We start from the raw sequence: 3,447 nt of genomic DNA, 5'->3' as shown, positions 1-3,447 counted from the left end.
CCGCAACTTGATTGCTCAATTCATCTTTATTCAAACCCGCCCTTAAAATCACGGCACGAGTAGTTTTTAAGGTTTGATTCTCTAATTTATTTAAAGTTTCACTATCTAATTCGTTCCGCTTTGAAGTGGAAACTAACTCTAGAAAATTTTCTGGCTGAGTATCTGTTAACTCTGAGTCTGGTAGCCCAGTATCTGGTACAGTGATTGTGATCTTCCCACCTTCAATATTTCCTGTGGACTCTACTTTAAGAGAAGACCCTATGTAATCCCCAAAGGTAACATCTCCGTCAGCAGTGATAATTGGGTCTTGGAGGCTAAAAAAGTTTTTTGGTTCACCAGCTAAATTCAGAATTGAGAAATTACCGCCACTGGCAAAGTGAGCATCTGTAGAGATCCTGCCATCGCTGACCAAGCTCAGGTCGCCACCACTCTGGAAGCGGGTGTTGGGATTGTTCAGTGCTAGGATATCAATGCCCCGATCCTGCTTAATGCCCTGATCCTGGTTCACGCCCCCATCCCCCTGAATCTTGAGGTTTCCTCCTGCTACTGCTTGAAAGGAATTATCTGGTGTGTCCCTAATCCGCACCGTGTCCTTAGCCAATAGGGTTAAGTCCCCCGTGCTAGATAGCTGGCTTTCCGTCAGAGTCAGGTTATTGTTAGCAGACAGGGTAATGTTATCGCTAGATAGCTGGCTTTCCGTCAGAGTCAGGTTATTGTTGGCAGACAGGGTAATGTTGTCGCTAGATATCTGGCTTGCACTCAGAGTCAGGTCATTGTTGGCAGACAGGGTGGTGTTCTTACTAGATAGCTGGCTTGCACTCAGAGTCAGGTTATTGTTGGCAGACAGGAAGGCAGTTTGTGCTGTTAGGTCCTTAACAGTTACATCCCCAGGCGCTATAGTGATGCCAGAACTAGTCAAGGTTACGGTTTCATCACCATTATCCGTGAATTCTGTGGCATGACTCACACCATCCCCAGTTAATAGCTCCGCTAAAGAGAGCGGTGTAAAATCTTGTTCTGCTGTGGGGGTATCTGAGGGTAGGGGTTCAACTTCCAAATTCAGCAACAGACCTTCTTGGCTAATTTTTACCAAACTTTCTCCAGGTACCGTAGCTATAGTAATTGTTCCGTCTGGAAGATCCAGTTCAGTGGTGTTGATGACAGTACCACCGATTAAAGTCAGGTTATTTCCTGCTAGGATTTCTATACCCTCATTCAAAATTAGTCCTGGTGTCTCGGATGTATCAAACGCAAAGGCACTGGGTGTAACGACTAAGGTAGAGTAGTCATTGTCACCAAAGGCATTAAACCAATTCTCATCACCAAAGCCAATCCTGGTGGCCGTAGTTGCGGTGAATGAACCGGGGACATCCAGCTGGCTATTAGCACCAAAAATTATGCCTGCTGGGTTCATTAAAAACAGGTTAGGGTTGCCCTCCCCTGTGATTTTGATCAGACCGTTGATCACAGAAGCATTACCACCGGTGACCCGACTCAGAATGTTTTTTATACCCGGTTGAGATAGGAAGTTAGCAATTTGGTCTTGGTCTAGACCAAACTCCAGAAAGCTGTGAAAGAGATTATCTTCAGAGCGGATGCCACCACTAATGTCAAATTGATTGTCTTGATTCTCATTGGGGGTGACTTGGGTCTGAGTGCCATCATCGGCTGGAATAGGCTGTGCTTGAGTTGGCATGACACCAATATGGGCTACCAACAAAGACAAGGCTGCCAGAGACTGGCTGATTTGACTCACAGCTAATTTGATTTGGCTCATGGGTAATATCGTTTTTAATCGGCTATCCTGAGGTGCGACCCGTGGCGAATTTAATTCGCCAACGGAAAGCGCACCTAAATTCCAAAATGCATTAGTCAACTACAGGATGAGATTAGCAATTTCCTAATACGTCTGTTTTTAAGCTGAGGTCAGATGCACCCTGGGGTATCAGCTGCTTACTAGTGAATCACACTGAATGACACTGAATGACACTGAATCACAATACTGAGGGGAATAGTACTCTGAGTCAGGGTTTGGTAAACATCAGGCTGGTGAGCTTAACTGAAATATTGAAACCTTTATGAAGATCTAAGTATATACACTAGTATTATATATACACTTTTATTATGAATATTACTGATTAACTTTGTTCCCGTTAATTTATATTAACTTCACTAAATCTTTTTGATATAGCCACATAGTTTTAAGATCTCTATGGTAAGCTAATCAGATTAATTTTTAATTACCAGCAATTGAAATAAAAGTCAGTAAAATCATCGATTATCAAAAACTCTACAGATTTTGGACAGTTCTCGCGAGAGTGAACTATACTTGACAGTTAGCCCTGGATTAGGCTAAGGAATATCTAAAAGGATATCTTAGTGAAAACACCGACAGTGGAAACATCTATAGTGCAGACACCCAAAGTTAAAATGGTAAAGGTCAGCACTCCCCTGTTCCTTTGATTCTTGCTTGGATGGGGCGACCTGCCTTACCGCAAGATAGCTGACCAGTCTAAGGTGAGAGGACTTTTGGTTTGAGAAGAATTCTGGGATTATGTCTGGTGTTAAGCTTGCTGCTGGCTGGTGGTGAGGCTCAGGCAGGAGAGTTAGCTGAGCGTTTAGGTCAGTTTCCTGATTGGAAAAGCAAACCGCCAGTCACAGCGGCCACCGGGGATTTGGTATATCCCACTTGGATGAAGGGGACTTGGAAAGTTACCAGCACCCTGATCGAGCAGATAGCACCTCTAGCACCAGAAATAGTGACACCAGGATTTGAAGGTAATCGCAGTCATCTAAAAGAACCAATTAGTTTTCTGGTGCGGTTTCAAAAGGTTGGGAAATCAAGATCAGGGCTTGGGGATTGGTTTATTCCGTTTAGAACTCAACGTTCTAGAAAAAATCGATCAGTCTTCAAACCTACCTCAGAGGTGGTTGCTGAAGAGGTGGTTGCTGACCGAGGGTTCAATGGGTTGAATATTGCTAGGGCTTACCTAGGCGAACGCATAATTAGAGCTGTGAAAGTAGACCCCAACTCCCCTAATCGTCAGGTTACCCTTCTGCGCACTGGCAGCCAACTAGTTTCGGTGATTACTGGACGCGCTTCTGAAATACCAGCTCCGGATCAGTTTATTGCCACAGAAGTTGTCAACCAAGTCTTTCGCGGTACTCGCCGACCTTTTTTCAACGAAGTAGAAACCACAACAGCATATCACTTCTATAAATCACCTAGTCCGATGATTAAGGCTGACCAAGTCACAGCAGTTTACCTCTCACCACAAGACCCCGATTACTTTAAAGCCTTGGAAAAACCTGTGGCTCTCTATCGCTATCAATTAGAACTAGTACCAGTTAGGGAAAGTTGAAAGTTTAAGGTTAACAGGTTGAAGGTTAATAGGTTGAAGGTTAATAGGTTGAAGGTTAATAGGTTGAAGGTTAATAGGTTGAAGG

General features: G+C 43.9%; 2 protein-coding genes. One reads left to right on the top strand and one right to left on the bottom strand.

Annotated elements, in window-relative coordinates:
* Window positions 1–1,777: two-partner secretion domain-containing protein (locus AC4II3_RS06640; RefSeq protein WP_490722792.1), on the bottom strand; the 1,777-nt coding region annotated here is incomplete at its 3' end.
* 757 nt (window positions 1,778–2,534) lie between these two features.
* On the opposite strand from AC4II3_RS06640, the gene AC4II3_RS06635 reads away from it, so the two are divergent.
* Window positions 2,535–3,362 carry a DUF6816 family protein gene (locus AC4II3_RS06635; protein ID WP_488007952.1) on the top strand — a complete coding sequence of 276 codons (828 nt, stop codon included), beginning with the start codon at window positions 2,535–2,537 and terminating at the stop codon, window positions 3,360–3,362.
* Window positions 3,363–3,447 lie beyond the last annotated feature (85 nt).

It is taken from the genome of Moorena sp., assembly GCF_982860115.1.
This window is presented reverse-complemented; position numbering and strand designations above follow the sequence as displayed.